The 26,075-nt window shown below is 52.0% G+C and carries 28 protein-coding genes, 1 tRNA gene and 1 pseudogene; 18 read left to right on the top strand and 12 right to left on the bottom strand.

The features are described from left to right. The first annotated feature begins 68 nt into the window (after positions 1–68). The gene (gene sxy, locus D9736_RS10000; protein WP_130222097.1) at positions 69–698 is read left to right on the top strand and encodes a CRP-S regulon transcriptional coactivator Sxy; all 630 of its coding nucleotides are present in this window, start codon (positions 69–71) and stop codon (positions 696–698) included. Here sxy and yccS read toward each other — a convergent pair. Then, complete coding sequence (gene yccS, locus D9736_RS10005) at positions 661–2,823, bottom strand: YccS family putative transporter (protein WP_130258256.1); 2,163 nt, start codon at positions 2,821–2,823, stop codon at positions 661–663. The genes sxy and yccS overlap by 38 nt on opposite strands. A 9-nt stretch (positions 2,824–2,832) precedes the next feature. Next, positions 2,833–3,279 (bottom strand): YccF domain-containing protein, encoded by a 447-nt coding sequence (locus tag D9736_RS10010; protein WP_064528407.1) that lies wholly within the window; start codon positions 3,277–3,279, stop codon positions 2,833–2,835. A 122-nt stretch (positions 3,280–3,401) separates the two neighbouring features. Between D9736_RS10010 and helD the strand changes: the two genes are divergently transcribed. Further along, positions 3,402–5,456, top strand: a complete 2,055-nt coding sequence (gene helD, locus D9736_RS10015) for a DNA helicase IV (RefSeq protein ID WP_130258315.1) — start codon at positions 3,402–3,404, stop codon at positions 5,454–5,456. 31 nt (positions 5,457–5,487) lie between these two features. On the opposite strand, the gene mgsA is transcribed toward helD, so the two are convergent. Both mgsA and D9736_RS10025 read right to left on the bottom strand, forming a co-directional pair. Then, positions 5,488–5,946 (bottom strand): methylglyoxal synthase, encoded by a 459-nt coding sequence (gene mgsA, locus D9736_RS10020; RefSeq protein WP_064528411.1) that lies wholly within the window; start codon positions 5,944–5,946, stop codon positions 5,488–5,490. Positions 5,947–6,041: 95 nt separating this feature from the next. Then, on the bottom strand, positions 6,042–6,704 hold the full coding sequence (locus tag D9736_RS10025; RefSeq protein ID WP_130205387.1) for a DUF2057 family protein: 663 nt from the start codon (positions 6,702–6,704) through the stop codon (positions 6,042–6,044). A gap of 172 nt (positions 6,705–6,876) precedes the next feature. Between D9736_RS10025 and D9736_RS10030 the strand changes: the two genes are divergently transcribed. Then, positions 6,877–7,290, top strand: a complete 414-nt coding sequence (locus tag D9736_RS10030) for a CoA-binding protein (protein ID WP_130258316.1) — start codon at positions 6,877–6,879, stop codon at positions 7,288–7,290. A gap of 45 nt (positions 7,291–7,335) precedes the next feature. Here the strand turns inward: D9736_RS10030 and hspQ are convergent, their stop codons facing one another. Together hspQ and rlmI are read right to left on the bottom strand one after the other, a co-directional pair. Then, positions 7,336–7,653 carry a heat shock protein HspQ gene (hspQ, locus tag D9736_RS10035; protein ID WP_001295356.1) on the bottom strand — a complete coding sequence of 106 codons (318 nt, stop codon included), beginning with the start codon at positions 7,651–7,653 and terminating at the stop codon, positions 7,336–7,338. A 57-nt stretch (positions 7,654–7,710) separates the two neighbouring features. Beyond that, positions 7,711–8,901 carry a 23S rRNA (cytosine(1962)-C(5))-methyltransferase RlmI gene (rlmI, locus tag D9736_RS10040; protein WP_064528417.1) on the bottom strand — a complete coding sequence of 397 codons (1,191 nt, stop codon included), beginning with the start codon at positions 8,899–8,901 and terminating at the stop codon, positions 7,711–7,713. A 94-nt stretch (positions 8,902–8,995) separates the two neighbouring features. Here rlmI and yccX point away from each other — a divergent pair, with 94 nt between their 5' ends. Further along, positions 8,996–9,274 carry an acylphosphatase gene (yccX, locus tag D9736_RS10045; RefSeq protein WP_130258257.1) on the top strand — a complete coding sequence of 93 codons (279 nt, stop codon included), beginning with the start codon at positions 8,996–8,998 and terminating at the stop codon, positions 9,272–9,274. Here the strand turns inward: yccX and tusE are convergent. The 3 genes from tusE to D9736_RS10060 all read right to left on the bottom strand — a co-directional run bounded on the left by tusE (position 9,271) and on the right by D9736_RS10060 (position 10,637). Beyond that, positions 9,271–9,600 carry a sulfurtransferase TusE gene (gene tusE / locus D9736_RS10050; RefSeq protein WP_000904443.1) on the bottom strand — a complete coding sequence of 110 codons (330 nt, stop codon included), beginning with the start codon at positions 9,598–9,600 and terminating at the stop codon, positions 9,271–9,273. The genes yccX and tusE overlap by 4 nt on opposite strands. A 91-nt stretch (positions 9,601–9,691) precedes the next feature. Continuing rightward, positions 9,692–10,351, bottom strand: a complete 660-nt coding sequence (gene yccA / locus D9736_RS10055) for an FtsH protease modulator YccA (RefSeq protein ID WP_000375136.1) — start codon at positions 10,349–10,351, stop codon at positions 9,692–9,694. 198 nt (positions 10,352–10,549) lie between these two features. Then, positions 10,550–10,637 (bottom strand) — tRNA-Ser (locus D9736_RS10060). Positions 10,638–11,042: 405 nt separating this feature from the next. Here D9736_RS10060 and hyaA point away from each other — a divergent pair. The 10 genes from hyaA (at position 11,043) to D9736_RS10115 (ending at position 20,836) form a co-directional block, all read left to right on the top strand. Continuing rightward, complete coding sequence (hyaA, locus tag D9736_RS10070) at positions 11,043–12,161, top strand: hydrogenase 1 small subunit (protein ID WP_010344442.1); 1,119 nt, start codon at positions 11,043–11,045, stop codon at positions 12,159–12,161. Further along, positions 12,158–13,951 (top strand): Ni/Fe-hydrogenase large subunit, encoded by a 1,794-nt coding sequence (gene hyaB, locus D9736_RS10075; protein ID WP_130258258.1) that lies wholly within the window; start codon positions 12,158–12,160, stop codon positions 13,949–13,951. The genes hyaA and hyaB overlap by 4 nt, the downstream gene beginning before the upstream one ends. 18 nt (positions 13,952–13,969) lie before the next feature. Then, on the top strand, positions 13,970–14,680 hold the full coding sequence (gene hyaC / locus D9736_RS10080) for a Ni/Fe-hydrogenase b-type cytochrome subunit (protein ID WP_130258259.1): 711 nt from the start codon (positions 13,970–13,972) through the stop codon (positions 14,678–14,680). After that, a complete protein-coding gene (hyaD, locus tag D9736_RS10085) occupies positions 14,677–15,264 on the top strand; it encodes a hydrogenase 1 maturation protease (RefSeq protein ID WP_130215801.1) in 588 nt (195 codons plus the stop codon). The genes hyaC and hyaD overlap by 4 nt, the downstream gene beginning before the upstream one ends. Further along, a complete protein-coding gene (gene hyaE, locus D9736_RS10090) occupies positions 15,261–15,659 on the top strand; it encodes a hydrogenase-1 operon protein HyaE (protein WP_130258260.1) in 399 nt (132 codons plus the stop codon). Before hyaD ends, hyaE begins: the two co-directional genes overlap by 4 nt. Continuing rightward, positions 15,656–16,513, top strand: a complete 858-nt coding sequence (locus D9736_RS10095) for a hydrogenase expression/formation protein (protein ID WP_130258261.1) — start codon at positions 15,656–15,658, stop codon at positions 16,511–16,513. Before hyaE ends, D9736_RS10095 begins: the two co-directional genes overlap by 4 nt. Positions 16,514–16,647: 134 nt before the next feature. Continuing rightward, positions 16,648–18,192 carry a cytochrome bd-II oxidase subunit 1 gene (gene appC / locus D9736_RS10100; protein ID WP_130258262.1) on the top strand — a complete coding sequence of 515 codons (1,545 nt, stop codon included), beginning with the start codon at positions 16,648–16,650 and terminating at the stop codon, positions 18,190–18,192. A gap of 11 nt (positions 18,193–18,203) precedes the next feature. Next, positions 18,204–19,340 (top strand): cytochrome d ubiquinol oxidase subunit II, encoded by a 1,137-nt coding sequence (appB, locus tag D9736_RS10105; protein ID WP_130258263.1) that lies wholly within the window; start codon positions 18,204–18,206, stop codon positions 19,338–19,340. 12 nt (positions 19,341–19,352) lie between these two features. Continuing rightward, the gene (gene cbdX, locus D9736_RS10110; RefSeq protein WP_032161491.1) at positions 19,353–19,445 is read left to right on the top strand and encodes a cytochrome bd-II oxidase subunit CbdX; all 93 of its coding nucleotides are present in this window, start codon (positions 19,353–19,355) and stop codon (positions 19,443–19,445) included. 80 nt (positions 19,446–19,525) lie between these two features. After that, positions 19,526–20,836: an AppA family phytase/histidine-type acid phosphatase gene (locus D9736_RS10115; RefSeq protein ID WP_130258264.1), complete on the top strand. Its 1,311-nt coding sequence runs from the start codon at positions 19,526–19,528 to the stop codon at positions 20,834–20,836. On the opposite strand, the gene cspH is transcribed toward D9736_RS10115, so the two are convergent. Beyond that, on the bottom strand, positions 20,824–21,036 hold the full coding sequence (cspH, locus tag D9736_RS10120; RefSeq protein WP_130205408.1) for a cold shock-like protein CspH: 213 nt from the start codon (positions 21,034–21,036) through the stop codon (positions 20,824–20,826). The genes D9736_RS10115 and cspH overlap by 13 nt on opposite strands. Positions 21,037–21,322: 286 nt before the next feature. Here cspH and cspG point away from each other — a divergent pair, with 286 nt between their 5' ends. From cspG to D9736_RS10140, 4 genes and pseudogenes are all read left to right on the top strand, one after another. After that, complete coding sequence (cspG, locus tag D9736_RS10125; RefSeq protein WP_000066493.1) at positions 21,323–21,535, top strand: cold shock protein CspG; 213 nt, start codon at positions 21,323–21,325, stop codon at positions 21,533–21,535. A 10-nt stretch (positions 21,536–21,545) separates the two neighbouring features. Beyond that, a complete protein-coding gene (locus tag D9736_RS10130) occupies positions 21,546–21,734 on the top strand; it encodes a cold-shock protein (RefSeq protein ID WP_130205730.1) in 189 nt (62 codons plus the stop codon). Further along, positions 21,703–21,938: pseudogene (locus D9736_RS10135) on the top strand (cold-shock protein). The gene D9736_RS10130 and the pseudogene D9736_RS10135 overlap by 32 nt, the downstream one beginning before the upstream one ends. Then, the gene (locus tag D9736_RS10140) at positions 21,928–22,101 is read left to right on the top strand and encodes an addiction module toxin, GnsA/GnsB family (protein WP_130205410.1); all 174 of its coding nucleotides are present in this window, start codon (positions 21,928–21,930) and stop codon (positions 22,099–22,101) included. Before D9736_RS10135 ends, D9736_RS10140 begins: the two are co-directional and overlap by 11 nt. A gap of 48 nt (positions 22,102–22,149) precedes the next feature. Here D9736_RS10140 and D9736_RS10145 read toward each other — a convergent pair whose 3' ends face one another. Together D9736_RS10145 and torS are read right to left on the bottom strand one after the other, a co-directional pair. Continuing rightward, a complete protein-coding gene (locus D9736_RS10145; protein ID WP_130258265.1) occupies positions 22,150–23,223 on the bottom strand; it encodes a 4Fe-4S binding protein in 1,074 nt (357 codons plus the stop codon). Between the two features lie 71 nt (positions 23,224–23,294). Continuing rightward, positions 23,295–26,039 carry a TMAO reductase system sensor histidine kinase/response regulator TorS gene (gene torS / locus D9736_RS10150; RefSeq protein WP_130258266.1) on the bottom strand — a complete coding sequence of 915 codons (2,745 nt, stop codon included), beginning with the start codon at positions 26,037–26,039 and terminating at the stop codon, positions 23,295–23,297. Positions 26,040–26,075 lie beyond the last annotated feature (36 nt).

Genomic DNA, 26,075 nt, shown 5'->3' on the forward strand with positions numbered 1-26,075 from the left:
TATTTTCGTATTTAACGGATCCGTTAATGTGAATTATTCTTTTATATTATGATTTTAAAAGGAATTTTATGAAAAGCCTCTCCTACAAGCGGATCTATAAGTCACAAGAATATCTATCGATGTTAGGCACTATTGAATATCGATCGTTGTTTGGCAGTTACAGTCTGACCGTTGACGATACAGTGTTTGCGATGGTTTCTGATGGTGAGTTGTATCTTCGGGCTTGTGAGCAAAGCGCACAGTACTGTGTAAAACATCCACCAGTCTGGCTGACATACAAAAAGTGTGGCCGTCCCGTTACTCTCAATTACTACCGGGTTGATGAAAGCTTATGGCGGAATCAACAGAAGTTGGTGCGGCTGTCGAAATATTCGCTGGACGCTGCGCTTAAAGAGAAAAGTACGCGCGACACCCAGCAACGGCTGAAAGATTTGCCCAATATGTCTTATCACCTGGAAGCGATTCTCGGGGAAGTGGGGATTAAGGATGTTCGGGCGCTACGTATACTTGGGGCGAAAATGTGCTGGTTGCGACTACGGCAGCATAACAGTCTGGTGACAGAAAAGATTCTGTTCATGCTTGAAGGCGCAATTATCGGTATTCATGAAGCTGCGCTCCCGGTGGCACGCCGCCAGGAGCTTGCAGAATGGGCAGATTCTATTACACCGAAACAGGAGTTTCCTGAGGAACTTGAGTAATCCGACGTTGCAGACGGCCAATTTCTGGCAGTAATGCAATCAGTAACCCGATTTGCTGTACGACCAGAGGTTCTTTGCTGTCTGCCCGCGGTTCAAGTTGTTGCATCCGCTGTTTCAGGCCAGCTAATGCCTGATTGACGCGTTCTTCATCGGCAGGTTGATGATGTAGCGCGTCATCAACATAGCAAACTGCGTCATCAAGAAACGCCAGAATTTCAGGGTTGGTTAACTGCTCGCGGTGTGCGCCGAGGGCAGAAATATAGCTGGTAAACGTATGGTTAAGGCACAGTAAACGGAATGCGTCATCGCGAATTTGCGGTGTGACGTTCGGCTCACTGGACATATTCGACACCACCGACGCCAGTTCAGCATCACGGTTGTGAGCATCGCGACGGGCAATACGATACGCCAGACGGTTGTCACGCCCCTGATGATATTGCTCAAGAATGGCATCGAGATAACGGCAGTTAGCATCCGTCGCGCGTTCAAGCATTCGCGGCAGATTGCGAAACCGCCAGTCGGGCCAGATGTAGCTCACCGCCGCCCATGCTATTGCACAGCCGATCAGTGTATCGATTACGCGAGGCAGCGCGACTTCAAAACCTTCACCCAGCAGGTTGAAGCACAGTAGCACCAGAAGCGTAATGAACATCGTTGCATGAGCGTATTGCACATTACGGAAGGCAAAAAAGAGCACGCCGGTAATCACCAGCAGCACCAGTTGCCCTTCCAGTGACGGAACAAACCACAGCACCGGAATACCAATTGCAATACCCACTAACGTACCAATAATCCTTAACTTCAGTCGGTGGCGCGTGGCGTTATAGTTTGGCTGGCAGACAAAGAGACTTGTCAGCAAGATCCAGTACCCGTGATGCATCCCGGTAATCTGAATGATGGCGTAACCGAAGCACAACACCAGCGACATTCTTACCGCGTGACGGAAGAGGGCGGATTCTGGTGTGAAGTGACGGCTAAGACGCAGCCAGATATCGCTAAACCCGCGAGGACTGTCGTCGGCGAGTTCATTTTCGTCTGCATTGTGGGGCTGTGCCTGGGCTTGTTCTGATTCAATCGTCGCCAGTTGGGCATCAATGGCACGTAAATTGTTCAGCAGGAATCCCAGTGTTTTGAGTAAATCGGCGGGCGCGCCGTTATCGCGCATCCGCTCAAGTGCGGCGTCAATATGTGTAAAAGCGCGTTCAAAATGCGGATCGTGCTGGTAAGGCTGACGCAGCAAAATACAGCGCGACAATTGTTGGCAGGCTTGTCCCTGCATCGACATCAGGCGCTGGAAGCGGAACAGCACGTCGCTGTGGCGAAAATGTTCTCGCAGCGTTTGATACTGAATATGTGAAGAGCTTGCCCGCTCGTGGATATCCTGCGCTACAAAATAGTAATGTAGTGTACGACGCGTTCCCCGCTGACCGCGGTCGCCGCGTAAGCGGGTCAGCAACGAGATTTTCGTCTGGTTCAGCGTCACCATAAGTTGCCCGTTGGCGAGCGCCAAATCATACAGCGGTGCCTGGCTTTCATCCTCAATATCAGGATCAAACATACGTGACTTGAGTTCCAGATACCGCGCCAGTTGTTCGTAACAACGAGCCAGGTTGTCCTGCAACGGGCGGACAGGGAACAGCAAATGACCAATAAGCGTCAGGATGTTGTACCAAACCGCACCAGCAAGCAGATAGATAGGCTGCTGATACCAGTGCTCATACAGGGAGGTTCCCAGCATCGTGTAAATGGCAATCAGCAATGCACCGAAAGCGATGGTCGCATAGCGTTGACCCAGACCGCCGAGCAAAATGAAGCCGCTGGTGGAGAGCGTTAAACCAATGGCGAACAGCCAGGGCCACGGAAATAACAGCTCTACTGAAGCCGAGGCAATAAAAAAACAGAACAGCGTAATAATGAGATTACGCAGACGTCCCGCCAGTCGGTCGTCGAGATCGGTCAGTGCTGCCGCTACCATTCCGAGAGTCAGCGGAATCGTAAGTTTTACATCACCCAGCCACCACGGAAACGCAGTGGTGCCGCAAAGTGCGATAAAAATGCGCGCGTAATACAGCCAGGTGCTGTTCCAGGTATAGCGTTTGAGCAAAGGACTTAGCATAAAGGCCATAATGTTGGATTATTGGAAACGGCGACGTGCATTGGCTTCACGCGCAGCTTGAGCTGTTTCTACCGATACCACGCGGCGTCCGACCGGCCACAGAGCAATAGCGGCAATTTTAAAGTTCGCAATACCAACCGGAATACCAATGATGGAAATGCATTGCGCGATACCTGTTGCGATATGCATCAGACATAGCCACCAGCCGAAGAAAATCAGCCAGAAAATATTCAGCACCGTACCGCCAGTGTTAAGCAGCACATTTTTGCCTGCCGGGTTTAGTTCATCGACATGAATAGCTTCATTGCCATAAGGCAGCAGAGACAGTTTGGTTATCTCCCAGCAGGACCGTGTCAGCGGTAAGGTGAAAATCAGCACAATACTGACCAGGGTCGCTAACAGCCAGCCAAGAGTGGTGGCGAATCCGCCAAGCACAAAGTTCAGAATGTTCAAAACGGTACGCATAAAACCTCGCTTTACTGTGGTTTTCAGTAATGGGCGGCAATTGTAACGTTTTTTTGGGCTGGAGCACGTTTTCTCTGGCGGTTACACTGATAAGAAATGACATCGTGTGGATCTACAGAGACATGGAACTGAAAGCGACAACTCTTGGCAAACGTCTGGCACAGCACCCTTACGATCGGGCGGTGATCCTCAATGCCGGGATAAAAGTTTCCGGCGATCGCCACGAATACCTTATTCCTTTCAATCAATTACTGGCTATTCACTGCAAACGTGGTTTGGTCTGGGGTGAGCTGGAATTTGTATTGCCTGATGAAAAAGTCGTGCGTCTGCATGGCACTGAATGGGCAGAGACGCAGCGTTTTCACCATCATCTTGATGCTCTCTGGCGGCGCTGGAGCGAGGAAATGAGCGAAATTGCCGCTGGCGTATTGCAGCAACAACTGGATCTTATTGCTGCCCGCACTGGAGAAAATAAATGGCTGACGCGGGAGCAAACCACTGGGGTACAGCAACAAATTCGTCAGGCTTTGTCAGCGTTGCCATTACCGGTTAATCGCCTGGAGGAATTTGATAACTGTCGTGAGGCGTGGCGCAAATGTCAGGCCTGGCTGAAAGATATTGAAGGCAGTCGGTTGCAGCATAATCAGGCGTATACCGAAACCATGCTTAACGAATATGCGGATTTCTTCCGTCAGGTTGAGTCTTCACCGCTTAATCCGGCGCAGGCCCGGGCGGTGGTTAATGGTGAGCATTCCCTGTTAGTGCTGGCTGGCGCAGGAAGCGGAAAAACGTCTGTGCTGGTGGCGCGCGCAGGCTGGTTACTGGCGCGTGGTGAAGCATCTCCCGAGCAAATTTTATTGCTGGCGTTTGGCCGAAAAGCGGCGGAAGAGATGGACGAGCGGATCCGCGAACGGCTGCATACCGAAGAGATTACCGCGCGCACGTTTCATTCTCTGGCCCTGCATATTATTCAGCAAGGCAGCAAAAAAGTACCGACAGTCAGCAACCTGGAAAATGACACCGCAGCCCGCCATGAACTCTTTATTGCTGAGTGGCGCAAGCAGTGTAGTGAAAAGAAAGCACAGGCGAAGGGCTGGCGACAATGGTTGATGGAAGAACTGCAGTGGTCAGTGCCAGAAGGCAACTTCTGGGATGATGAAAAATTGCAGCGTCGTCTCGCATCTCGCCTCGATCGCTGGGTCAGTCTGATGCGGATGCACGGTGGCGCGCAGGCTGAAATGATTGCCAGTGCGCCAGAAGAGATTCGGGATCTGTTCAGTAAACGAATCAAATTGATGGCACCGTTGCTGAAAGCCTGGAAAGGTGCGCTGAAAGCGGAAAATGCCGTCGATTTTTCAGGTCTGATTCATCAGGCGATTGCTATCCTTGAGAAAGGGCGGTTTATCAGCCCGTGGAAACATATTCTGGTTGATGAATTCCAGGACATCTCCCCACAGCGAGCGGCCTTGCTGGCAGCATTGCGTAAACAAAATAGTCAGACAACGTTGTTTGCCGTTGGCGATGACTGGCAGGCTATTTACCGCTTCAGCGGCGCGCAAATGTCGCTCACCACGGCCTTCCATGAAAACTTCGGTGAAGGCGATCGCTGTGATTTAGACACGACTTACCGTTTCAATAGCCGTATCGGAGAGGTGGCAAACCGTTTTATTCAGCAGAACCCTAATCAGTTGAAAAAACCGCTGAATAGCTTAACGAATGGTGACAAAAAAGCCGTCACCTTGTTGGATGAGAGTCAGCTTGACGCTTTACTGGACAAGCTATCTGGTTATGTCAAACCCGAAGAGCGCATTCTGGTACTGGCGCGTTACCACCATCTGAAGCCCGTTACTCTGGATAAAGCCACGACGCGCTGGCCGAAGCTGCAAATCGACTTTATGACCATTCATGCCAGCAAAGGGCAACAGGCCGACTACGTCATCATCGTTGGTTTGCAGAAGGGGAGTGATGGCTTCCCGGCTGTGGCGCGTGAGTCCATTATGGAAGAGGCGCTACTGCCACCGGTAGAGGACTACCCGGACGCCGAAGAACGGCGATTGATGTACGTTGCGCTCACTCGCGCACGGCATCGGGTTTGGGTACTGTTCAGCAAAGAGAATCCTTCTCCCTTTGTGGACGACCTGAAAAAACTGGATGTACCGGTAGCAAGGAAACCGTAAGAAGCAGGCGGCGAGTGCCGCCTGTGCGAACTTACTTCAGGCGTTCTGCGAGATAACGCTGATAATCCGGGATCAGAATATCTACAGCGTCGTTGAAATGTGGTGACTGGATGATGAAATCAGCCGTTGCCACGTTGGTGGCGACCGGAATGTTCCACACCGTCGCCAGACGCAGCAACGCTTTCACGTCGGGGTCGTGTGGTACAGCATTCAGCGGGTCCCAGAAGAAAATCAGCACATCAATTTTCCCTTCTGAGATCAATGCGCCAACCTGCTGATCGCCGCCCATCGGGCCGCTCAGCATCGCGTTGACGTTCATTCCTGTCGCGCGGGAAATTAAGTTACCCGTGGTGCCCGTTGCATAAAGTTCGTGCTGCTCCAGAAGCGGTTGATGCCTTTCCACCCAGCTCATGAGCATTTGCTTGCAGTGATCATGTGCCACCAGCGCAATATGTTTACGCGCCGCCATTGTGCGAGTTGTCAGTTCCATAATTTACATCCGTAGTTAACTTTCCTACAGACTACTGTAAGCACTTATCGCTGCAAGATAAAGACTGAAAAAGCCTGCGCACAGGCACAAAAATCTCAGGAAGAAGGTTGTTTTTCCGCCCATTGCAGAAAGTTATTACGCGTTTGTGGGTCAGCCAGTTTAAACCAATACTTCAGCCGTTGTTCAGTGAGCACCTGTGACTGCGGAGGAATTGCATCCAGTTCCGAAACGCCGGAGAGCAGTGTACTGTCGTCCGCCATCATAGTGGCAAATTGCGGTAGCGAAGCGCGTTTTGCGGATTTGTTATAGCGTTCGACTTCCAGCTCATAATCGATTGTTTTCCCGGCAGAGGTAATGGCGAGAATATCCAGCTTCACCGGAATCGGCGTCGCATCGCCATCTAACAATTCAAGGTTCGGCGCTGCGTCAAAATGGTTCGCTTCTCGTTCATTCTCCAGGCGAGGGAGACGAAAATTCACCTGACTAATGAGCTGGGTATTAAAGCTAACGACCAGCGGCGGGGAAATATAAAGTCGTTCTTCGTTACTGGAAAGATGGATTGTCTTTTCAACGCGAAACACTAACTGATGAGGTCCATTATCCAGTTCGATGCTATCAGCACCGCGAAGCAGAGAACTGGAAACCTTTTTACCGTCGAGTATCAGGAGATCAACATCGCTGGATAGCCGCAGTGTGGTGGCAAAAACGGATACCGGCAAACACAGTGCAATCAAGGTGGTCATAATGCCGGTTTTCATAGGTAGCTCCTGTCCAAAGACCGCCCGACTAATAATGTATCAAAATTTTTCTTTAATCATACTTACTAACATATAGACATGTTTTCTGCTTTTGCTCTCATACATTCGTAGTAGCTACATGGTTGGCATGTCGGGATTGTCGTACACTTTGGTAAATAGTCTGGAGGAAATGATGAAAGAAACCGATATTGCAGGCATTTTAACGTCCACTCGCACCATTGCGCTGGTGGGAGCAAGTGACAAACCCGATCGTCCAAGTTATCGCGTAATGAAGTATCTGCTCGATCAGGGCTATCACGTTATTCCCGTCTCCCCAAAGGTTGCCGGTAAAACGCTGTTAGGCCAGCAAGGTTACGGCACGCTGGCGGAGGTTCCGGAAAAAGTGGATATGGTCGATGTTTTCCGTAATTCAGAAGCAGCATGGGACGTGGCGCAGGAGGCGATCGCTATTGGGGCGAAAACCTTATGGATGCAACTGGGTGTTATAAATGAACAGGCGGCAGTGCTGGCGCGTGATGCAGGGCTAAACGTGGTGATGGATCGCTGCCCGGCGATTGAGATCCCTCGTCTGGGCCTGGCGAAATAAAAAAATACCCGGAAGGCGAAAACCTTCCGGGCATGTTTATGAGGATTAGTTACGCAGACGCGGCGCCTGGAGTTGTTTGCGGATAGTCTGCGCTAGCTCATCCATTGACGGTTGCTCTGGATGTTCATCCTGCAATTCGCTACTTAGCTGGGCTTCAGCCAGGTAGGTATGAACCGGTAGGCCGTTGTCATCCTCCATCACCACGTGATACCACGGAGCGGCGCGAAGCTCGTCATTCACCGCCAGCTCATCAGGCGACGGTTCAGAGAGCGAGTAAACCGGGTCGATATCCACGACCACTCCGAGATAACCTAACAGGGAATGGCGGACCTGCTGGCCGATACCGAATTTGCTGGCAATCATAGTCACCTCCCGGGAAATCTTTACCTTTGATATATGGGCAAAATTTCACTTTTCAAGTTACATGACGCGACAGGCAAACCCTTTCAGATATAGCCCTTCCGGGTAGGTAGCGATCACCGGGTGATCGGCGGCCTGACGGAACTGCTCTATAAATTGTACATCACGACCGGCATCAATTGCGGCGTCAGCGATGATTTTCTGAAATAAATCGCTGGTCATCAGGCCAGAACATGAGAAAGTCAGGAGAACTCCGCCTTCATTCAACAGCTGAATGGCCAGCATGTTGATGTCTTTATAGCCACGGCATGCGCCCATCAACTGGCTTTTATTCTCAACAAACTTCGGTGGGTCCATCACGATAACGTCAAATTTTTCACCGCGATCGCGATAGGTACGCAGCAATTTAAAGACGTCATCACGGACAAACTCAGCCTTGCTCAGATCCAGCTTGTTCAGCTCAACGTTCTGCCGCGCGATATCCAGGGCTTCCTGCGAAGTATCGACACTGACTACCTGGCTGCATCCACCCATTAATGCCGAGACGGCGAAACCACCGGTATAGGAGAAACAGTTGAGTACGCGTTTATTTTCAACGTAGCGGCGGGTAGCCAGGCGGCTGTCACGCTGATCCAGGTAGTAGCCCGTTTTGTGGCCGTGTTGAATGTCCACCAGCAGCTTCATACCGTGTTCTTCAATCGGCAGCAGGGCAGGCGGCAGCTCGCCGGTAACGGGGCCCTGGGTCAGCTCCATACCTTCTTTTTTACGTACAGCGACGTCGCTGCGGTCGTAAATTGCGCACTCCGGATAGAGCGTTTGCAGGGCGCTAATTAATGCCGCGCGCTGATACTCTGCGCCAGCACTCAGCAGTTGCAGCACCAGAAAATTGCCGAAGCGGTCGATAGTAATGCCAGGCAGGCCATCAGATTCGCCAGCGATTAAACGATAGCTGTCGAGGCCATCTTTTTTCGCCAGCCAGTCGCGCCACTTTTGCGCCTGTTGTAAACGGCGAGTAAAAAAGGCAATGTCGATGGATTCTGACGGGTCAAACGTCCAGACGCGCGCACGGATTTGCGATGCTGGCGAATAAGCGCCGCGTGCTAACCATTTTCCCTGATGATCAACAATATCGATGGTTTCTCCGAGGCTGGCTTTACCTTCCATTCGGGCAACGGCGCCGGAAAAGACCCACGGATGGCGACGAAGTAATGATTTTTCGCGCCCTTTGGCTAACACTAAACGTACACTCATAATTAACTATTCTGTCGATGCAAAGAAATGGGCGCCATTGTCCGGAGTTTTCCATGGATTTGCAACGCGTCCATTAAGGATAAGGGGAGCAGTCATGTCGAAAGTCTGCATAATTGCCTGGGTATACGGCCGGGTTCAGGGCGTAGGATTTCGCTATACCACCCAGTACGAAGCGAAAAGATTGGGATTAACCGGTTACGCCAAAAATCTTGACGATGGCAGCGTGGAAGTCGTTGCCTGCGGTGAAGAAGGGCAGGTGGAAAAATTAATGCAGTGGTTAAAAAGCGGCGGCCCGCGTTCAGCGCGTGTGGAACGGGTGCTTAGCGAGCCGCATCATCCTTCCGGGGAGTTAACGGCTTTTCGTATTCGTTAAATGCATTTCACCGGTTTAGGCAGGCCAGCAATTTTGGTGGCTTGCTTTGCCGGGCCTTTCGGGAACAGTCGGTACAGATAACGGCTATTGCCTTTCTCTTCACCAAATTTATTCGCCATCGCTTTAACCAGCATACGAATTGCCGGAGAGGTATTAAATTCCAGGTAGAAGTCACGCACAAAACGCACCACCTCCCAGTGTTCTGGCGACAGTGTAATACCTTCGTTCTCTGCAATGACCACCGCCAGTGGTTCGCTCCACTGGCTACTCTCTTTGAGATAGCCTTCGGTATCGGTTTCTATCTCTTTACCTTCGAAGATCAGCATAATTATTTACTACCTTAGTCAGACTGGCGGCAGTGTAACAAAAAACAAAGCCCCGCATAAAGCGAGGCTCAGAAAGAGATAGCGGGCGAGATTAATCGCGGCTGGCGAAGCCCAGAATGCTCAACAGGCTAACGAAGATGTTATACAGCGACACATACAGGCTCACAGTGGCACGAATGTAGTTCGTTTCACCGCCGTGGATGATGTTGCTGGTTTCAAACAGAATTGCGCCAGAGGAGATCAGAATGAACACCGCGCTGATCGCCAGATGCAGAGCAGGCAGTTGCAGGAAGATATTCGCCACCATCCCGATCAGGACAACAACAATACCCGCCATCAGCATACCGCCGAGGAACGACATATCTTTGCGAGTGGTCAGCACATACGCAGAGCAGCAGAAGAACACTAATGCCGTACCGCCCAACGCCATGGCAATTACGTCACCCATTCCGGCTGACAGATAGGTGTTCAGAATTGGCCCGAGGATATAACCCAGAAAACCGGTAAACGCGAATGCGGAGATAATCCCGGTCGGCTTATTCGCCGTTTTATAGGTCAGGAACATCAAACCATACATACCCACCAGCGTCAGAATCAGCCCCGGAGATGGCAGCATCAGAACCGTACTGGCCGTCGCGGTAATCGCCGAAAAGGCCAGTGTCAGGCTCAGGAGAAAATAGGTATTACGCAGCACCTTATGGGTGCTAAGCAGCGATGTACGGTCATGTGAAGAACTAACAATACGATCCATTGAGTCACTCTCTATGACAGATGTAATTAATGAAGCAGCATAATGATAATGCCGAAAGCTACCCAGAGGTTTTACCCATCTTTACGCATTTGATCTGGAACAGGTTTAGCAGAGGATGGTTAAGCCACTGAGTGTGGTATAGCATTTTGACAGGTAAAAGAAAAAGGGGTTAGCATTTAGCTAACCCCTTATCTTATTTGGCGGAAGCGCAGAGATTCGAACTCTGGAACCCTTTCGGGTCGCCGGTTTTCAAGACCGGTGCCTTCAACCGCTCGGCCACACTTCCGGAATGACGCGAACTATAAACATCCCGATGCGTCGTGTAAACCCCCAATTTGTTTGTTTGCTTGAAAAACAGACAAATGCGTGTCGATAGCTTGAAATAACAGCAATTTGGACATTCTGTCGCCATAAAAATGGGCTCGTAATTCTTCTGCGCCAAACCTTAAGGAAAATAAGGTCCATTTTTATCGCTAAAAGACAAATCCACACAGTTTGTATTGTTTTGTGCAAAAGTTTCACTACGATTTATTAACAATACTTTCTGGCGACGTGCGCCAGTGCAGAAGGATGAGCTTTCGTTTTCAGCATCTCACGTAAAACGATGGTTTGCCTTGCTACAGGGACGTCGCTTGCCGACCCATAAGCGCCCGGCGTCCTGCTGGTGTCGCAAGGAGAAGAGACGTGCGATATGAATAACGAGGAGACATTTTACCAGGCCATGCGGCGTCAGGGGGTCACCCGGCGCAGCTTTCTCAAATATTGCAGTCTGGCTGCAACCTCGCTGGGATTAGGCGCGGGAATGGCACCAAAGATTGCCTGGGCGCTGGAAAATAAACCGCGCATTCCGGTGGTGTGGATCCACGGTCTGGAATGCACCTGCTGTACCGAATCTTTTATCCGCTCCGCTCACCCACTGGCGAAGGATGTCATTCTTTCCCTTATTTCTCTCGACTACGACGATACTCTGATGGCTGCCGCCGGAACTCAGGCGGAAGAAGTCTTTGAAGACATCATCACGCAATACAATGGCAAATATATCCTTGCGGTAGAGGGCAATCCGCCGCTGGGCGAGCAGGGGATGTTCTGTATCAGCAGCGGTCGACCGTTTATTGAGAAACTCAAACGTGCCGCTGCCGGAGCCAGTGCGATTATCGCCTGGGGAACCTGCGCGTCCTGGGGCTGCGTGCAGGCCGCGCGACCTAATCCGACGCAGGCAACGCCTATCGACAAAGTCATCACCGACAAACCCATTATCAAAGTGCCTGGCTGCCCGCCGATCCCGGATGTGATGAGCGCCATCATTACTTACATGGTGACGTTCGATCGCCTGCCGGATGTCGACAGAATGGGGCGTCCGCTGATGTTCTATGGCCAGCGAATCCACGATAAATGCTATCGCCGCGCCCACTTCGACGCCGGAGAGTTCGTCCAGAGTTGGGATGATGACGCGGCGCGTAAAGGTTACTGCCTGTACAAAATGGGCTGCAAAGGGCCAACTACGTATAACGCCTGTTCCTCTACCCGCTGGAACGATGGCGTTTCCTTCCCGATCCAGTCTGGTCACGGTTGTCTTGGCTGTTCTGAAAATGGCTTCTGGGATCGCGGCTCGTTTTACAGCCGCGTGGTCGACATTCCGCAAATGGGTACTCACTCCACCGCCGATACCGTCGGCTTAACCGCGCTTGGCGTGGTGGCTGCGGCGGTTGGCGTACATGCAGTCGCCAGCGCCGTTGACCAGCGCAGACGTCATAACCAGCAACTTGCAGAAGCAGAACAACAGCCGGGCAACGAGGATAAACAGGCATGAGCACTCAGTACGAAACTCAGGGATACACCATCAACAATGCCGGGCTCCGCCTGGTGGTCGACCCGATCACGCGCATCGAAGGCCATATGCGCTGCGAAGTAAACATCAACGATCAGAATGTGATAACCAATGCCGTCTCCTGCGGCACTATGTTTCGCGGACTGGAGATCATCCTGCAAGGGCGCGATCCGCGCGATGCGTGGGCGTTCGTTGAACGTATTTGCGGCGTTTGCACCGGCGTACACGCCCTGGCTTCGGTTTACGCCATCGAAGATGCCATCGGTATTAAAGTGCCGGACAACGCCAATATCATCCGCAATATTATGCTGGCAACGCTCTGGTGCCACGATCATCTGGTGCATTTCTATCAGCTCGCCGGGATGGACTGGATCGATGTGTTAGATGCGCTGAAAGCTGATCCGCGGAAAACCTCCGAACTGGCGCAAAGCCTCTCTTCGTGGCCGAAATCGTCCCCTGGCTATTTCTTCGATGTGCAAAACCGACTGAAGAAATTTGTTGAAGGCGGGCAGTTGGGGATCTTCCGCAACGGCTACTGGGGCCATCCGCAATATAAACTGCCGCCAGAAGCCAATCTGATGGGCTTTGCCCACTATCTCGAAGCTCTCGATTTCCAGCGTGAAATTGTCAAAATCCACGCGGTCTTTGGCGGTAAAAACCCACATCCAAACTGGATTGTCGGCGGGATGCCTTGCGCCATTAACATTGACGAAAGCGGCGCGGTCGGGGCGGTCAATATGGAACGTCTGAACCTGGTGCAGTCGATCATTACCCGTACGGCGGACTTCATTAATAACGTGATGATTCCCGACGCTTTAGCCATCGGCCAGTTCAACAAACCGTGGAGCGAGATCGGCACGGGCCTTTCGGATCAATGCGTCCTCAGCTACGGTGCGTTCCCCGATATCGCCAACGACTTTGGCGAAAAAAGTCTGCTGATGCCTGGCGGCGCAGTAATTAACGGCGACTTCAAAAACGTGTTGCCAGTAGATTTAGTGGATCCGCAGCAGGTGCAGGAGTTTGTCGATCACGCCTGGTATCGTTATCCCGACGATCGGGTTGGACGTCATCCCTTCGATGGTATTACCGATCCGTGGTACAACCCCGGCGATGTCAAAGGCAGTGACACCAACATTCAGCAGCTGAATGAACAGGAACGCTACTCGTGGATCAAAGCGCCACGCTGGCGCGGTCATGCGATGGAAGTGGGGCCACTGGCGCGCACATTAATCGCTTACCACAAAGGCGATGCGGCAACCGTTGAGTCTGTCGATCGCATGATGTCGGCACTGAACCTGCCGCTTTATGGCATCCAGTCAACGTTGGGCCGCATTTTGTGCCGCGCGCACGAAGCGCAGTGGGCCGCAGGTAAGTTGCAGTACTTCTTCGACAAGCTGATGACCAACCTGAAAAACGGCAATCTCGCCACTGCCTCTACCGAAAAATGGGAGCCAGCGACCTGGCCGAAAGAGTGTCGTGGCGTTGGCTTTACCGAAGCGCCGCGCGGGGCGTTAGGCCACTGGGCCGCCATTCGCGATGGCAAGATTGATCTCTATCAGTGCGTGGTGCCGACCACCTGGAACGCCAGCCCGCGCGATCCCAAAGGGCAAATTGGTGCGTATGAAGCGGCGCTGATGAACACCAAAATGGCTATTCCTGAACAGCCGCTGGAAATCCTGCGTACTTTGCACAGCTTCGACCCGTGCCTCGCCTGTTCAACTCATGTGCTGGGCGACGACGGTAGCGAGCTTATCTCCGTGCAGGTGCGTTAACAGCGAAGGAGAATCATCATGCAACAGAAAAGCGACAACGTTGTCAGCCACTATGTCTTTGAAGCGCCCGTGCGGATCTGGCACTGGCTGACGGTGCTGTGCATGGCAGTGTTGATGGTTACTGGCTACTTTATCGGCAAACCGCTGCCTTCGGTCAGCGGCGAGGCGACGTATCTGTTCTATATGGGGTACATCCGGTTAATTCACTTCAGTGCCGGGATGATTTTTACCGTGATATTACTGATGCGGATCTACTGGGCATTTGTCGGTAATCGCTACTCCCGCGAGCTGTTTATCGTGCCAGTGTGGCGTAAAAGCTGGTGGCTGGGCGTGTGGTATGAAATTCGCTGGTATCTGTTTTTGGCAAAACGCCCGAGTGCTGATATTGGTCATAATCCCATCGCCCAGGCCGCGATGTTCGGCTATTTCCTGATGTCCGTTTTTATGATCGTCACCGGTTTTGCGCTGTTCAGCGAACACAGTCAGTACGCCTTCTTCACACCGTTCCGTTACGTGGTGGAATTTTTCTACTGGACGGGCGGCAACTCAATGGACATTCACAGCTGGCATCGGCTGGGGATGTGGCTGATTGGCGCGTTTGTGATCGGTCATGTGTACATGGCGCTGCGTGAAGACATCATGTCTGATGACACGGTGATCTCCACCATGGTGAACGGCTACCGCAGCCACAAATTTTTTAAAGTCAAAAGCAACAAGGGGCGTTCATGAGTGAGCAACGCGTGGTGGTGATGGGGCTGGGAAATCTGTTGTGGGCCGATGAAGGCTTCGGCGTGCGGGTGGCAGAACGGCTGTATGCCCATTATCACTGGCCCGAGGAAGTGGAGATTGTTGATGGCGGCACTCAGGGGCTGAACTTGCTGGGCTATGTCGAAAGCGCCAGCCACTTGTTGATTCTCGATGCCATTGATTATGGGCTGGAGCCAGGAACGCTACGAACCTATGCCGGAGAACGTATTCCGGCCTATCTCAGCGCGAAGAAAATGAGCCTGCACCAGAACAGTTTCTCCGAAGTGCTGGCGCTGGCAGATATCCGCGGACATCTGCCAGCACATATTGCCCTCGTCGGCCTGCAACCGGCGATGCTCGACGACTACGGCGGCAGCCTGAGCGAACTGGCGCGAGAGCAACTGCCCGCTGCGGAACAGGCGGCGCTGGTCCAGCTGGCTGAGTGGGGAGTTGTACCGCAACCGACTGAGGAGTCTCGTTGTCTCAATTATGACTGTCTGTCGATGGAAAATTACGAAGGCGTTCGTTTGCGCCAGTACCGGATGACGCTGGAGGAGCAGGGATGAGCAACGACACACCATTTGATGCGTTGTGGCAACGAATGCTGGCGCGTGGCTGGACGCCGGTCAGTGAATCCCATCTTGATGACTGGCTTACGCAAACGCCAGACGGCGTGGTGTTGTTAAGCAGTGACCCAAAACGGACGCCTGAAGTCAGCGACAATCCGGTAATGATCGGCGAGCTACTGCGCGAGTTTCCAGACTATGTGTGGAAGGTGGCGATTGCCGATCTTGAGCAAAGCGAAGCCATTGGCGATCGCTTTGGTGTTTTTCGCTTTCCCGCCACCCTGGTGTTTACCGGCGGTAGCTATCGCGGCGTGTTGAACGGCATCCACCCGTGGGCGGAGCTGATAAACCTGATGCGTGGGCTTGTCGAACCGCAACAGGAGCGAGCCTCATGAGCGACACTTTCTTCCATCTGCTGGGACCGGGAACACAACCTGGCGACGACAGTTTCAGTATGAATCCACTGCCGATTACCTGTCAGGTGAATGATGAACCAAGTATGGCGGCACTGGAGCAATGTGTGCATAGCCCGCAGGTGATTGCGCTGTTAAACGAGTTACAACATCAACTAAGCGAACGCCAGTCGCCGCTGGGTGAGGTGCTGGCAGTCGATCTGTTAAATCTCAACGCCGACGATCGTCATTTCATCAATACGCTGCTTGGGGAAGGGGAAGTGTCAGTGCGCATCCAGCACGCTGACGGCAGTGAAAGTGAAATTCAGGAGGCGATCTTCTGTGGATTATGGCGTGTACGCAGACGTCGCGGCGAACAGTTGCTGGAGGACAAACTGGAGGCTGGTTGCGCGCCGCTGGCGTTGTGGCAGGCGGCAACGCAAAACGTCTTGCCGACAGATTCGCTGTTACCGCCGCCCATTGATGGCCTGATGAATGGCTTACCGCTGGCCCATGAGTTGCTGGCGCATGTGCGAAACCCCGACGCGCAGCCGCACAGTATTAACCTGACGCAGTTACCCATCAGCGAAGCTGACCGGCTTTTTCTGTCGCGTCTTTGCGGGCCGGGCAATATTCAGATTCGCACCATTGGCTACGGCGAGAGCTATATCAACGCTACGGGATTACGCCATGTCTGGCATTTACGCTGTATGGACACCTTAAAAGGCCCGCTGCTTGAGAGTTATGAAATCTGCCCGATACCCGAAGTTGTGCTGGCTGCGTCGGAAGATCTGGCGGACTCTGCGCAGCGTCTCGGCGAGGTTTGTCAGTGGCTGGCGGAAAGCGCACAACAGTAAAAATGGTGGCAAATATCGCTTTCGGTCCTGTGAATATCGCAATTAGCGAATACAACTACCTACAAACTGTAAGGATAAAAAGAGGGATCTACTATTAAAGGGTTATTACCCTCTCTTCGCCTACAGGAGTTAGCATGTGGGATGTTATTGACTTATCGCGCTGGCAGTTTGCGCTGACCGCGCTGTATCACTTTTTATTTGTGCCCCTTACCCTGGGGCTGATTTTTTTGCTGGCCATCATGGAAACTATTTACGTGGTTACCGGCAAAACAATCTACCGCGATATGACGCGTTTCTGGGGTAAGCTCTTCGGTATCAACTTTGCTCTCGGCGTGGCCACTGGCCTGACGATGGAGTTTCAGTTTGGTACTAACTGGTCATTCTATTCCAACTATGTAGGCGACATTTTCGGCGCACCGCTGGCGATGGAAGCATTAATGGCCTTCTTCCTCGAATCCACTTTTGTTGGTCTGTTCTTCTTCGGCTGGCAACGCCTGAACAAATATCAACACCTGTTGGTCACCTGGCTGGTGGCATTCGGTTCAAATATCTCCGCATTGTGGATCTTGAATGCCAATGGCTGGATGCAGTTCCCGACCGGGGCGCATTTCGATATCGATACCCTGCGTATGGAGATGACCAGCTTCAGCGATCTGGTCTTTAACCCTGTCAGCCAGGTGAAATTTGTGCACACGGTGATGGCAGGTTATGTGACCGGGGCGATGTTCATTATGGCGATCAGCGCGTGGTATTTGCTGCGTGGGCGGGAGCGCGACGTTGCACTCCGCTCGTTTGCCATCGGTTCTGTCTTCGGGACCCTGGCGATAATCGGCGCGCTGCAACTCGGAGACAGCTCTGCATATGAAGTCGCACGAGTACAGCCGGTAAAATTGGCGGCGATGGAAGGGGAGTGGCAAACCGAACCTGCACCTGCGCCGTTCCATCTCGTTGCCTGGCCGGAACAAGATCAAGAACGCAACGCTTTTGCCATTAAAATCCCGGCCCTGTTAGGGATCCTCGCCACTCATTCATTGGATAAACCTGTTCCCGGGCTGAAAAATTTGATGGCCGAAACCTACCCACGGCTGCAACGCGGGCGCATAGCCTGGCTGTTAATGCAGGAGATATCGCAGGGCAACCGCGAGCCGCATGTATTACAGGCGTTTCGCGAGTTAGAAGGCGATCTCGGTTACGGCATGCTGCTCTCCCGCTATGCACCGGATATGAATCATGTCACTGCTGCGCAGTACCAGGCGGCGATGCGTGGCGCAATCCCGCAAGTTGCGCCGGTATTCTGGAGTTTCCGCATCATGGTTGGCTGCGGTTCGCTGCTGTTACTGGTGATGCTGATTGCGCTCGTCCAGACGCTGCGCGGCAAAATCGATCAACATCGCTGGGTGCTGAAAATGACGCTCTGGAGTTTGCCACTGCCGTGGATTGCCATTGAAGCCGGGTGGTTTATGACCGAGTTTGGTCGTCAGCCGTGGGCGATTCAGGACATCTTACCGACATACTCCGCGCACTCTGCATTAACCACGGGCCAACTTGCCTTCTCTCTGATCATGATCGTAGGGCTTTACACCCTGTTCTTAATCGCCGAAGTCTACCTGATGCAGAAATATGCCCGCCTGGGGCCGAGTACGATGCAGAGTGAACAACCAGCGCAGCAACAGGGGTAAAGGAGAGAGTCATGTTTGATTATGAAACATTACGGTTCATCTGGTGGCTGCTGATGGGCGTCATTCTGGTGGTCTTTATGGTCACCGACGGATTTGACATGGGGATCGGTTGTCTGCTGCCACTGGTGGCGCGTGACGATGATGAACGCCGGATAGTGATCAACAGCGTTGGCGCTCACTGGGAGGGTAACCAGGTCTGGCTGATCCTCGCAGGTGGGGCATTATTTGCCGCCTGGCCCAGAGTCTACGCAGCGGCGTTTTCTGGCTTTTATGTGGCGATGATCCTGGTGCTGTGCTCGCTGTTCTTCCGCCCGTTAGCTTTTGATTATCGCGGCAAAATAGCGGATGCCCGCTGGCGCAAAATGTGGGATGCCGGTCTGGTCATTGGTAGTCTGGTGCCGCCGGTAGTCTTCGGTATCGCCTTCGGCAACTTGTTGCTCGGCGTGCCGTTTGCCTTCACACCGCAATTACGCGTGGAGTATCTCGGTAGCTTCTGGCAGTTGCTGACGCCATTCCCTTTGCTGTGCGGCTTGCTCAGTCTGGGGATGGTGATTTTGCAAGGGGGCGTCTGGTTGCAGCTGAAAACCGTTGGTGCTATTCATCTGCGTTCACAACTGGCGACCAAACACGCCGCGCTGCTGGTGATGCTCTGCTTCCTGCTGGCGGGTTACTGGCTGTGGGTCGGTATTGATGGCTTTGTGTTACTCGCTCAGGATGTCAACGGTCCGTCCAATCCACTGATGAAAATGGTGACGGTACTGCCAGGCGCCTGGATGAATAACTTCGTCGAATCGCCCGTCTTGTGGATCTTCCCACTGCTCGGTTTCTTCTGCCCGTTACTGACGGCGATGGCAATTTACCGTGGTCGCCCCGGTTGGGGATTTCTGATGGCGTCATTGATGCAATTTGGTGTGATTTTCACCGCTGGCGTTACGTTATTTCCCTTTGTTATGCCTTCGAGTATCAGTCCGATATCCAGCCTGACCGTGTGGGACAGTACCTCCAGCCAACTGACACTTAGCATTATGTTAGTAATTGTACTGATATTTTTGCCAATAGTGTTGCTCTACACTCTATGGAGCTACTACAAAATGTGGGGTCGTATGACGACTGAAACTCTGCGCCGTCACGATCATGAGCTGTACTAAGGAGCATGAACAATGTGGTATCTATTGTGGTTCGTCGGCATTTTGTTGATGTGTTCGCTTTCTACCGTCGTGTTGGTATGGCTGGATCCGCGTCTGAAGGGATGACTGGCGTACAACGAACTTAGGCCTGATACGACGCGTCGCATCAGGCAGTCATGTCGGATATGAAAAACGGAAACATATCGATGAAAGCGATTTTGATCCCATTTTTATCTCTTCTGATTCCGTTAACCTCGCCACCTGCATTCGCTCAGCGTGAGCCGGAACTGAAGCTGGAGCGGGTGGTGATTGTCAGCCGTCATGGCGTGCGTGCGCCCACCAAAGCCACGCCACTCATGCAGGATGTCACTCCAGACACATGGCCTGAGTGGCCGGTGAAATTGGGCTGGTTGACCCCGCGTGGCGGCGAACTGGTCATTTATCTTGGGCATTATCAACGCCAACGCCTGGTCGCTGACGGTTTACTGGCAAAAAATGGCTGCCCGAAACCTGATCAGGTTGCGATTATTGCGGATGTCGATGAACGTACGCGTAAAACAGGTGAAGCCTTTGCTGCCGGGCTGGCACCCAACTGTACGATTACAGTACATACCCAGCCAGATACTTCCCGGCCCGATCCCCTGTTTAATCCCCTTAAAACTGGCGTTTGCCAACTGGATAAGCCGAACGTTACCGCGACTATTCTCAGTAGAGCAGGGGGATCGATAGCGGAGTTTACCGAGCATCGGCAAACCGCATTTCGCGAACTGGAGCAGGTTCTCAATTTCCAGCAATCAAATCTGTGCCTTAAACGAGACAATCAGGACGAAAGTTGTACGTTGACTCAGGCATTGCCGTCCGAACTCAAAGTGAGTGATGACAATGTATCCCTGACCGGTGCGGCAAGCCTGGCTTCAATGCTGACGGAGATATTTCTCCTGCAACAGGCACAGGGAATGCCGGAGCCTGGCTGGGGACGAATTACTGATTCACACCAGTGGAACACCTTGCTAAGTCTGCATAACGCGCAGTTTTATTTGCTGCAACGGACACCAGATGTTGCCCGTAGTCGTGCCACGCCGTTGCTGGATTTAGTGCTGACGGCGCTGACGCCAAATAACACGCAACAACAGGTTTATGGCGTGACATTACCCACTTCACTGCTATTTATTGCCGGACACGACACTAATCTGGCGAATCTGGGGGGCGCGTTAGAGCTTAACTGGACGCTACCAGGCCAGCCGGATAATACCCCACCGGGGGGCGAACTGGTTTTTGAACGCTGGCGGCGACTTAGTGATAACAGCCAGTGGATTCAGGTATCGCTGGTATTCCAGACCCTACAGCAGATGCGTGACAAAACTCCGTTGTCGCTAAAAACGCCGCCAGGCAAAGTGGAGTTAACGTTGGCTGAGTGTGGCGAAAGAAACGCGCAGGGCATGTGTTCGTTGGCTGGTTTTACGCAAATCGTGAATGAAGCGCGCATTCCGGCATGCAGTTTACATCAGGACAAATAGACGTTTGCCGCTGAGGGGCCACGCAGGCCATTGACGCGGCAAAATTCCACGCGTAACCCTGGGGTGAGCACTTCTGCGTCGCGGGGGGTGAATGCGGAAATATGGACCTGGACTTCTTTACGACCGTCGGAGGGGATGATGAATCCTTTGCCGCTTTTGCGATCAAAGGTTTTGACAATTCCTGTCATTTTACGGGACAAACAAATTCCTTACTGATAAATCTGCGCTGCACTATACGGTCTAAATAAAATAAAGCCAGTTTTATTTAAGACCGCTGGACGGCCAAAATAAAGTTTGCTTAATCTTATTTATCATGCGTTAATAGCTGCGTCGGTTTGAAAGACAGACATCATACAAAGTAGTTTACTAAAGCAGTTCTCATTATCAGGCATTATCCCCTTCTTTTGAGTCTCTCTCCTGAACACTAAGTAGTTTCTGTATTAAAGCCCTGTTTGCCGAAAGGCCCAAAATGAAGGAAGTAAAAATATGTCTAATAAAATGACTGGTTTAGTAAAATGGTTTAACGCAGATAAAGGTTTCGGCTTTATCACTCCTGATGATGGCAGCAAGGACGTTTTCGTCCATTTCACCGCCATCCAGAGCAATGAATTCCGCACGCTGAACGAAAATCAGAAAGTCGAATTTTCTATTGAGCAGGGGCAACGTGGTCCCTCGGCAGCGAACGTTGTTACGCTCTAAGGTTGCCGCTATTACTCAGCATCTCCATTTCCGCTGTCCATGTTGTCATGGTTCACAGTACCGCACATCGGCATTCGATGTGACGGAGCGAAACCCTTTAGGTGCAAAGTGTATTTTCTGCAAGTCGATGATGATCACCTTTGATAACATCGCATTGCAAATACGCACTGACCAGACACCACTGGATTTCACCAAATAATATCAGGCTCCCTCGTGGAGCCTTTTTTATATCTGGCTTATTTTTCCTCAACTCTGTATGTATAATAAGCGATAACCTGTTGATTATTGAATCTTTCAGGGAGATAGCTTATAACATTTCTTACCTGACCAGGTACCGGGAACCAACACCTTACTGGCGTGTTGCTGTCTTTTAAGACCAGAAGAGGTTAACAGTGAATATTGAAGAGCTAAAAAAACAAGCCGAAACGGAAATCTCAGATTTTATCGCGCAAAAAATCGCCGAATTTAACAAGAACACAGGGAAAGAAGTCTCTGAAATTCGCTTCACCGCGCGGGAGAAAATGACCGGGCTTGAAAGTTATGATGTCAAAATCAAAATAATGTGATTTTGTGAACATCACCCCGTGCGAGGTGATGTTCCGCTTGTTGCTAATTTAGTGACCAATCATTGGCGCTTGTGGAATTAAGCGTCGGTACAACTCCTCCGGCACCGGGCTTTGCCATACTCCCGCATACATTGCGTAACCAATCACCGCAAACATAATCCCCAGAATCAGTAGCGTCATTAACCAGCCAGACAACGCAAAGGCTTTTTTATTTGCCGCAGGTTTTTGCAGTGAAAAGGTCAATGTTGAGGCCACCGGGCACGACTCCACGCAGGTCATACAACCGGTACATTCCACCGTTCTGACCTGAATTAATTTATCGACCGGGATCCGTGATGGGCAATTTTTCGCACATTTACCGCAGTCGATACAGCTTTCGGCATTGCGACGAATCTTAAACGGCGATAATAGCGAAACCAGTCCCATCAGCGCGCCATATGGGCAGAGATAACGACACCAGACATGGCGAATAAACAGGCTGGCAATCAGCAAAACCGTCACGCTGATTAATGTCGCTTTCCCCATATGGCGAAAGAAATCGAGCATTTTAACGTCCATCACCACGCTATAAGGCGATAGCATAAAATAGTGAATCGCCTGGGCGGGCATGAATAACGCGATATAAAGAAAAAAGCTTAATAGCAAGTATTTCACCGCGCGTAGAGGAATATCCAGCCAGCGTGGAGGGGCGAATTGTCGACCAAACACTTTTTTTCCGAGATCGCCAATTAATTCAGAGAGCGTACCAACAGGGCATAGCCACGAACAAAAGGCTTTTTTAAGCAGTAAGCTGATAATGATAAAAGCGGCCAATAACAGCATCGCGGCGGCGTGCACGGAAGGTAACTGACCTGTTGCAAGGCTGTATTTCAGATTCATCAGACCAGCAATCGGCAGCCAACCTTCAATGCCACCCGGTCTGGCGACAAATGCCGTATTACCTGCTGTTTCGTAATAGCGCACCCAGTACCAAAAGGTGACGGCAATATAAATATTGATTGCCAACAGTAATAATTGCGTCGCTTTACGCCAGGTCGTGGCATTGCGCCAGTCATTCCACGGTAATTTACCGCCCGTCGTGCCTGGCCGTCGCTGCCAGCGGATTCTTTTTTTCTCTGTCATAATTTTGCACGCCCGTTAAGTTGCATACCAAATGCCACTATTCTAAGTTTTCTTAACGGGATGATATTGATTCACATCGGGTTCGGGGCTTTCTTATTCAGCCACAGTTCCAGGGCAGCGATGCTACGCGTAATTTCTTCACGCGGCAGGACCGCGGTTAATGGTTCCTGCTCAAGTTGTCCGCACAACTGACTGGCACTGCGCATGCCCAGACTGGCACAGCTGCTTTTCAACTGATGCGCGGCACGTTTGATTTTGTCGCTGTCGTGTCTGACGCGGGCAGTGTCCATTTCATTGAGAAGCGGCAGGGCATGTTGTTTAAATAATGTCAGCCATTCGTGGATTTTCTCCACCCCCATTAACTGCGCATCTTCATTGAGCTGCGATACATCCAGTGGTTGATGGTTATGTGTTTGCAGGTGCAGATAGTGCGCCAGTAACTGACCAAGCACTTCACGCGACACCGGTTTAGGGATAATTCCGCGAAATAGCGAACTGGTACGCTGGCGCAGCGTTTCGTCGATGACATGGGCGCTAAAGCCAATCAAAACCAGCGACGGATATTGCAGCGAAAGTTGCCGGGCAAGTGTAATGCCGTCGATATCCGGCAGATCAAAATCCACCAGTGCGGCAGCAAACGGTTCACTATTTTGCAGCGTCTCTAAAGCCTGCGCGGCATTTCCCACGGCCGCGACCTGAGCGCCACTGGTGTTAAGTATCTCGATGGTAATACGCTGCGTTAGCGGGTTATCTTCAATCAACAGTAATCGTAAACCGTCCAGACGCACCGCCTGATTGACTGTTTTTGGTGCGGGCGCAGTGGCAACACGTAACGGTAACCGTAAGCCAAAACAGCTTCCAACTCCCGGCCTGCTGGTGGCGGTCAGTTCGCCGCCCATTGCCTGAGCCAGACTGGTACTGATAGTCAGCCCCAGGCCGCTGCCGCCGCGTTTGCCGCTCACCTGAACAAACGGCTGAAAGATATCAGCCAGTTTCGCGGGATCAATACCACAGCCGCTGTCTTCCACTTCGACCAGCCATTGCTCGCCATCAATGCGGCTGCGTAGGATAATCTGCCCCTCATCGGTGAAACGCAGGGCATTACTCAACAAATTGGTAATAACCTGGCGAATACGGCGCGGATCGCCCATTAACGCGGTTGGGAGATCGTCGGCAATTTCCGTTACCAGTCGAATCGGACGACCTTTAACCCGTCCGCTCATTAATTGCAGGGTACTTTCCAGCAGTGGGCGCGGTTCAAAGGGCTCATCGCTGACCGAAACATTCTTGCCACCTGCTTCGATAGCTGAATAATCGAGAATATCGTTGAGGATGGTCAGCAATGATTCGCCAGAGTCGGTAATTGCCCGCAAATCATCACGCTGGGCGTTAAGCGCCGGGTTATCTGCCAGCAACTGCGCGGTGCCGAGAATTCCGTACAGCGGAGTGCGGATCTCATGGCTCATTGCTGCCAGAAACGCCGATTTTGCCTGACTGGCTTTTTCTGCTTCCGCCCGTGCCAGGCGGTGTTCTACCACCAGTTCCTGCAATTCGGCAGTGCGCGCTTTGACCTGCGCCGCCAGTTGTTCGCGGTGGCGATTAAGCGCATGAACACTGCTGCGAAAAGCATCCATCAGCCGCCCGATGGTATCCAGTTCCCGCACGCCAGCGGTTTCCGGGAAAGGGGAGTCGATATCACCATCCAGCAAGCGTTGCAGCGCCTGCGTTTGTTCGGCAAGTGGACGCGTGACTGAGCGATAAACCACGCGCCAGAGGATCAGAATCAGTGCGCAAAGAGAAACTATTCCCAGCAATAACAGGCTATATTGCCCGCGTGCACTGGCTTTTTCCAGATGCGCCAGCCCGTGCTGATTACGCAGCTCAATGGTGTCGACCAGCTGACTGACTTCGCTACTAAACTGTGCGAACTGGGCAATGTTATTTTGGGCGAGAGTTTGCAGGCGATTGCTGATTTCGCTGTCCTGCTGATACAGCGCCAGCAAATCGCTATATTGGCTAACGGTAGTTAACGTTGTTGCGACCTGAGCACGAACTCCCGGATCTTCAATGCGTATTTGCCGACGTTGCAGAATTTTCACCGCATTATTGAGCTGCTTTTCCAGCGTTGGCGCATTTTTCTGGATCTGTTCCAGCCCCAGATTCATCACCATTTGCTGCACCCGCAGGGCGCTAAGGCGCAGTTCATTCATCTGGTTAACGTACTCAAGATCGATATCAATTAGCCGATCGAGTGCGCTTTCTGCGGCCTGACGCAGATGTTGTTCGATCAAATCGTAAATCCCGGCTTGGGTCGCTCCGGCGGAGGTTGCCGCATTATTCGCCTGACCTTGCGCCAGGCGTGCGATCTCATCGGCGGCGGCGACTATCTGCTGACTGAGTCGCTGTTGTTGCTGGCGCAGTTGCAAACGCTGCCCCACCAGTTCCCCTTGTTGACGTAACGAACGGGAGATCTCCTGCTCCTGTTGTTCAATAGCGGAGGTGTCAAAACCTTGTTCCCGTAACGCTTGCAGCAACGCATTAATCTTCAGGCTTTGTGCGGTGAGCATTCGCCCCTGTGCCTGCCACATCTTTTCGTTATCGGCACTGGTCAGGTTCTGCGCGGCGAAAAGTTCCCAGGCGCTGGCTTCGCTCAACTGGCGCGCCATATTCATGGTAGGAATCAATGCCTGAGTGTTGTCTTTTTCCACCTGGCTGATAAAACGCAGGTTGTACCATCCCACCAGGGTACTGGTCAGGGTTAACAGCGCCATCAGGGCAAAGCCCATCCAGAGTCTTCGGGTCAGGGTTAAATTCACGGTCAGTGTACTTAAGGTGAAAAAGGTTGAGTCGCA

The sequence above is a fragment of the Escherichia sp. E10V10 genome, from assembly GCF_004211985.1.
Taxonomy (GTDB): Bacteria; Pseudomonadota; Gammaproteobacteria; order Enterobacterales; family Enterobacteriaceae; genus Escherichia.

What these genes read in the sequence shown, in the direction of transcription:
- sxy (WP_130222097.1), top strand. Translation starts at nt 69, where the DNA reads ATGAAAAGCCTCTCCTACAAGCGGATCTATAAGTCACAAGAATATCTA.
- yccS (WP_130258256.1), bottom strand. Translation starts at nt 2,823, where the DNA reads ATGGCCTTTATGCTAAGTCCTTTGCTCAAACGCTATACCTGGAACAGC.
- D9736_RS10010 (WP_064528407.1), bottom strand. Translation starts at nt 3,279, where the DNA reads ATGCGTACCGTTTTGAACATTCTGAACTTTGTGCTTGGCGGATTCGCC.
- helD (WP_130258315.1), top strand. Translation starts at nt 3,402, where the DNA reads ATGGAACTGAAAGCGACAACTCTTGGCAAACGTCTGGCACAGCACCCT.
- mgsA (WP_064528411.1), bottom strand. Translation starts at nt 5,946, where the DNA reads ATGGAACTGACAACTCGCACAATGGCGGCGCGTAAACATATTGCGCTG.
- D9736_RS10025 (WP_130205387.1), bottom strand. Translation starts at nt 6,704, where the DNA reads ATGAAAACCGGCATTATGACCACCTTGATTGCACTGTGTTTGCCGGTA.
- D9736_RS10030 (WP_130258316.1), top strand. Translation starts at nt 6,877, where the DNA reads ATGAAAGAAACCGATATTGCAGGCATTTTAACGTCCACTCGCACCATT.
- hspQ (WP_001295356.1), bottom strand. Translation starts at nt 7,653, where the DNA reads ATGATTGCCAGCAAATTCGGTATCGGCCAGCAGGTCCGCCATTCCCTG.
- rlmI (WP_064528417.1), bottom strand. Translation starts at nt 8,901, where the DNA reads ATGAGTGTACGTTTAGTGTTAGCCAAAGGGCGCGAAAAATCATTACTT.
- yccX (WP_130258257.1), top strand. Translation starts at nt 8,996, where the DNA reads ATGTCGAAAGTCTGCATAATTGCCTGGGTATACGGCCGGGTTCAGGGC.
- tusE (WP_000904443.1), bottom strand. Translation starts at nt 9,600, where the DNA reads ATGCTGATCTTCGAAGGTAAAGAGATAGAAACCGATACCGAAGGCTAT.
- yccA (WP_000375136.1), bottom strand. Translation starts at nt 10,351, where the DNA reads ATGGATCGTATTGTTAGTTCTTCACATGACCGTACATCGCTGCTTAGC.
- hyaA (WP_010344442.1), top strand. Translation starts at nt 11,043, where the DNA reads ATGAATAACGAGGAGACATTTTACCAGGCCATGCGGCGTCAGGGGGTC.
- hyaB (WP_130258258.1), top strand. Translation starts at nt 12,158, where the DNA reads ATGAGCACTCAGTACGAAACTCAGGGATACACCATCAACAATGCCGGG.
- hyaC (WP_130258259.1), top strand. Translation starts at nt 13,970, where the DNA reads ATGCAACAGAAAAGCGACAACGTTGTCAGCCACTATGTCTTTGAAGCG.
- hyaD (WP_130215801.1), top strand. Translation starts at nt 14,677, where the DNA reads ATGAGTGAGCAACGCGTGGTGGTGATGGGGCTGGGAAATCTGTTGTGG.
- hyaE (WP_130258260.1), top strand. Translation starts at nt 15,261, where the DNA reads ATGAGCAACGACACACCATTTGATGCGTTGTGGCAACGAATGCTGGCG.
- D9736_RS10095 (WP_130258261.1), top strand. Translation starts at nt 15,656, where the DNA reads ATGAGCGACACTTTCTTCCATCTGCTGGGACCGGGAACACAACCTGGC.
- appC (WP_130258262.1), top strand. Translation starts at nt 16,648, where the DNA reads ATGTGGGATGTTATTGACTTATCGCGCTGGCAGTTTGCGCTGACCGCG.
- appB (WP_130258263.1), top strand. Translation starts at nt 18,204, where the DNA reads ATGTTTGATTATGAAACATTACGGTTCATCTGGTGGCTGCTGATGGGC.
- cbdX (WP_032161491.1), top strand. Translation starts at nt 19,353, where the DNA reads ATGTGGTATCTATTGTGGTTCGTCGGCATTTTGTTGATGTGTTCGCTT.
- D9736_RS10115 (WP_130258264.1), top strand. Translation starts at nt 19,526, where the DNA reads ATGAAAGCGATTTTGATCCCATTTTTATCTCTTCTGATTCCGTTAACC.
- cspG (WP_000066493.1), top strand. Translation starts at nt 21,323, where the DNA reads ATGTCTAATAAAATGACTGGTTTAGTAAAATGGTTTAACGCAGATAAA.
- D9736_RS10145 (WP_130258265.1), bottom strand. Translation starts at nt 23,223, where the DNA reads ATGACAGAGAAAAAAAGAATCCGCTGGCAGCGACGGCCAGGCACGACG.